A 4,309-nucleotide genomic window follows, 5' to 3' on the forward strand; every position below is an offset into this window, starting at 1 on the left:
GCCTCCGGGGCCACAACGGCGGCCTGCACGGGGGGTGGGGGCTTCAAACCCGCGCGCCGACAGGGCACGTGCTAGGGGGGCGGGAGCGTTCTGAAAGGGCATTCGTTAAGTCCAGGCAACAGCAGAAGAACAAGGCCATTATAGCCTCTGGCCTTGAAAGACCAGCATCTTGTCTCTCTTCATGCTTTTTCAGGTTCGCCTGTGTTGCGCCCGTGCAAGGCCCGCTGGGGGTGCGCGGGCGACCACAGGCGCAATAAAGTCTTATTGGAAAGGCAGGTAGCGGAAATCCATGAACACTTCGCTCAGGCTTGTGTTGGGTGCGCCGCCATTGCCGCTCCAGGCATTTACACGCGAGTAGGCAAGCTGCAGGCCGCCCTGCACGGTGCCGTATTTGCCTTTGAAGAAGCGGTACCACGCCCCTGCGGTGGCTTCCATCACGCTGTGAATGTTGGCCGTGCATCCGCCGGTGGAAAGTTCGGAATAGCAGCCGGTATTATCCGCGTTGGGGTTGCCGTAGCCGTAAGCGCCGGTGCCGCTGTTGAAATAGCTGCGGCCAGAGGACTGGTAGCCAAAGAAACCATAGACATCGAGCCGTGGCGTGGGGTGGGATACAATGCCCCCCGTGGCCTGCACCGACAGCAGTGGAGAGGGAGAGCCATTGGCGTTGAGCGTGGCATCGGGCAGGATAACCGAGCCGTAGCGGCCGATACCGTAGCCCGCGATGCCGTTCAGCCGGACTTCCACCTTGTGGGGGATAACCGGCAGAATCATGGAGCCGCCGCCACCGCCTGCAACAACGGTATTGTTGTGCCCGCCCACGCCCGGCGTGGTTACGCGGTCATGCGGGAAGTGCAGGATGCCTTCCACTTCGTAATGGCCCCAATGCGGGTCCCACGCGATCTTGCCGATGATGTCAGGCGCGATTTCGTTGGAGAACAGGGCCGGGTTGGTCAGGCCCACGCCATTATAGCCGACCGTGGCGGTCTGCCCGTCGGGCATACACACCTGACCGCTGGTCTGGTTGATGGTGCAGCCCGAGGTGCCCAGGCCGGTCGTGCTATACAGCGTTGCGGAGTTTTCGATCGAAAGACCCGTCCACAGCCGGTGGTTGAGGAAGTCCTTGACGAAGCGGAACTGCAACTGCCGCGCCCATGTCTGACCCGCCAGCATGGAGGATTCGATGGTTTCGGGCAGACTTTCCTGACGCGGCGTAATGCCGATACGGCCGGGGGTGAGCATGCTCCATGCCTGACCAGCCAGGAAGTGCACGTTATACTCGCTGTTGTCATACGCCAGATAGGCTTGGCGCATACGGAGCGAATAGCTGTTGCTCTCATACGCATCGGTGGTGGAAGCGCCCGAGCCGAAATCCATTTCAAAAAAGCCTGAAATGGTGGAGTGGGCATCCACATTGCCGCGCGCCATGAGCGAGATACGACTGTAACGCGCGCTGCCTTCAAAATTGTTCGTGTGGTAGCGAGACTGGTTCTGGAAGGGGATATCCTGCCAGAAATTGAAGGTGCCGCTGGCGGTGTGGCGATTTTCTTCCACCGCCGCCGCATCCAGAAAGCCACCGAGAATGAGGGTGACAGGTCCCATATGGAACACGCCGTGGTCGCCCAGAGCGCCGGCGGCCTGTGCGCCTACCGTTTCACGCGAGTGGGGGCCTACGTTGTTTTCCGCCAGACGGGAGACAACGTCTTCCGCCCTGTGGCCGATAACGGATTCGACCTCGGGGACATCACGTGCGCCGGAAAACACGGGCTGTGCATCCGGCCCGCTTGCATAGCGGTGGTGGCTGACGACCGGTTCGGGTTCTGCCAGCCCTATGCCTTCTGATGTATCGGCAACGCCTGAAATACCCTGCAGGGCCGCATGATGGGCCGCCGTGCCACTGACCGCATGATGTGCGGCCCGGCTGGCGCCCCCGGTAGCCGCGCGATGGGCCGCGACCTGCTGCTGAACCGAAACTAGCGCTTTTTGCAATGCCCGCTGCTGCGCTTGAATGTTGGCGATCTGCTCTTCCAGCGCGTCCAGATCAGCAGCGCTGGCGCGGCCAATAAGGCAGGGCAGGCTGCTCAGGACGGGCGCTGTCGCCAGAACTGTCCCCGTGAACAGGCCGATTTTTACAAATAGGGTCATGGATGGCAGCTGAGGGCTAAAATGGCGCATTCGCTCGGCGTTTCAAGTATTGGGGTGATGGAACTGTATTCAGTTTGAACCATTTTCGCAGGTAGCTCGTAAAGGGAAAGCTCCTTAAAAAATAATTTCAGTGCATCGCTTTATGCTTTAAGCACGCCGAAAGTTTTAATATTTCCTATACGACGAAAGGATAACAGTCATGGCACGGCTCATCCACAGCATGCTGCGCGTTCTCGAAGAAGAACGGTCAGTTCGTTTTTACAAAGAAACGTTAAACCTGCATGTGGTCGAAAAACTGGTGTTCGATGGCTTTACGCTGGTTTATCTGGCGGGCGAGGGCGGGCCGTTCGAGCTGGAACTGACCATCAACCACGGACGGGCGGAACCGTATGATCTGGGCACGGCGTACGGGCATCTGGCCGTAAGCGTGGCCGATGCGCAGGCAGAACATGATCGCCTGAGTGCCGCCGGACACCCGGTAACGCCGGTCAAGACCATGACCCATGGCAGTGGCGAAAATCAGCGCGTGGTGGGTACGTTCTTTTTCCTGACAGACCCGGATGGCTACCGCATAGAGGTGCTTGAGCGTGGTGCGCCGGGCCGCTTTGTCTGAGCCTTTCGCGTAACAGCCTGCACGCGGGCATGGTGCTTGCGTGCAAATTCGCTTATATCTGCGCCCATGCTGACAGCCTTCCATAAAATGCACGGGCTCGGGAATGATTTTGTCATTCTCGATGAGCGCCCCGCCCCCCTGCCGCTGACCCCCGCTTGCGTGGCGGCGCTGGCGCATCGCAGGCGTGGTATCGGCTGTGACCAGCTTGTAACGCTGGCCCCTCCCACCCTGCCGGGTGCGGATTTACTGGTGCGCTTTTTCAACCCTGACGGGTCCGAGGCCGGGGCCTGCGGTAATGCCTCGCGCTGTGTGGCGGATCTGCTGCACCGCCAGCAGGGGCTGGCAACGCCTGTGCTCCAGACGCGCGCGGGCCTGCTGCCCGCTACGGTGGATACGGCCTCGGGGCTGGTAACGGTTGATATGGGCGAGCCCCGGCTGGACTGGCGCGACGTACCACTGGCCACGGCCATGGATACGCTCAGCCTGCCGCTGCCGGGCGCGCCTGCGGCGCTGTCCATGGGCAACCCGCATGCGACTTTCTTTGTCGAGGATTTTAGCCTGCTCGATCAGGGGGCGGCCCTTGAGCATGATCCGCTTTTTCCCGAGCGGGCCAATATCGGGCTGGCCATCATGCAGGCTCCAGACCGCATGCGCCTGAAAGTGCATGAACGCGGTGCGGGGGTGACCGAGGCCTGTGGCTCAGGCGCATGTGCTGCTGTGGTCAATGCCGCAAGGCGGGGGCTGGGGGCGCGGCTGTGCACGGTGGAGCTGGATGGCGGCGAGCTGCGTATCGAATGGGCAGCCAACTACCATGTGCTGATGACCGGCCCTGCCACCGCCAGTTTTGAAGGGGTGGTCGATCTGGCCGCTTATCCGTCATGAACCCTCTCTCCGATTCGGAACAGGCCCTGCCGCCTACCGAGGACACCGCCGGGCTGGCTCTTCCCGCAGGGGAAGACGGGGTTGTGGCTGATACGGCCTCCGGCCCGGAAATCCTGACATTCGGCTGCCGCCTGAATACGTGGGAAAGCGAAGTCATGCGCAACCACGCGCAGGGGCTGGGCGAGACGGCGGATGGCGGTAGTGATGTCATTATCGTCAATACCTGTGCGGTTACGGGCGAGGCCGAACGTCAGGCGCGGCAGGCTATCCGGCGTGCGCATCGCCGCAACCCCGATGCCCGTATTGTCGTGACGGGCTGCGCCGCCCAGATCGACTGACCGCTGGGCCGCCCTGCCGGGTGTCACCCGCGTGCTGGGGAATGAGGAAAAGCTGAAGGCCGAAAGCTGGTCGCCCGCCGCCATGGCGGAGCCCCGCGCCGTGTCTGACATTATGGCCGCGCGCGAAACGGCGGCGCATCTGGTTACGGAGTTTGCCGGGCGCACGCGCGCCTTCGTGCAGGTGCAGCAGGGGTGCGATCATCGCTGCACCTTCTGCATTATTCCTTCGGGCGGGGGCCTTCGCGCTCTGTGCCTGTGGGCGCTGTGGTGGAGCAGGTGCGCGCCCTCGTGCGCTCAGGCTACCGCGAGGTCGTGCTGACCGGCGTGGACATGA

3 protein-coding genes and 1 pseudogene are annotated in these 4,309 nt (G+C 62.1%); 3 read left to right on the plus strand and 1 reads right to left on the minus strand.

What is annotated here, in order from left to right:
• Positions 1 to 261: 261 nt before the first annotated feature.
• Positions 262 to 2,142 carry a hypothetical protein gene (locus tag JCM25143_RS14520; RefSeq protein WP_234395345.1) on the minus strand — a complete coding sequence of 627 codons (1,881 nt, stop codon included), beginning with the start codon at positions 2,140 to 2,142 and terminating at the stop codon, positions 262 to 264.
• A 199-nt stretch (positions 2,143 to 2,341) separates the two neighbouring features.
• On the opposite strand from JCM25143_RS14520, the gene JCM25143_RS14525 reads away from it, so the two are divergent.
• From JCM25143_RS14525 to JCM25143_RS20165, 3 genes and pseudogenes are all read left to right on the plus strand, one after another.
• A complete protein-coding gene (locus JCM25143_RS14525; RefSeq protein ID WP_025861750.1) occupies positions 2,342 to 2,755 on the plus strand; it encodes a VOC family protein in 414 nt (137 codons plus the stop codon).
• 66 nt (positions 2,756 to 2,821) lie between these two features.
• A complete protein-coding gene (gene dapF / locus JCM25143_RS14530) occupies positions 2,822 to 3,637 on the plus strand; it encodes a diaminopimelate epimerase (protein ID WP_025861751.1) in 816 nt (271 codons plus the stop codon).
• 83 nt (positions 3,638 to 3,720) lie between these two features.
• Positions 3,721 to 4,309, plus strand: a pseudogene (locus tag JCM25143_RS20165) (radical SAM protein); the annotation flags it as partial.

Origin of the sequence: Acetobacter papayae JCM 25143 (assembly GCF_000613285.1) — a bacterium.
Classification (GTDB): Bacteria; Pseudomonadota; Alphaproteobacteria; order Acetobacterales; family Acetobacteraceae; genus Acetobacter; species Acetobacter papayae.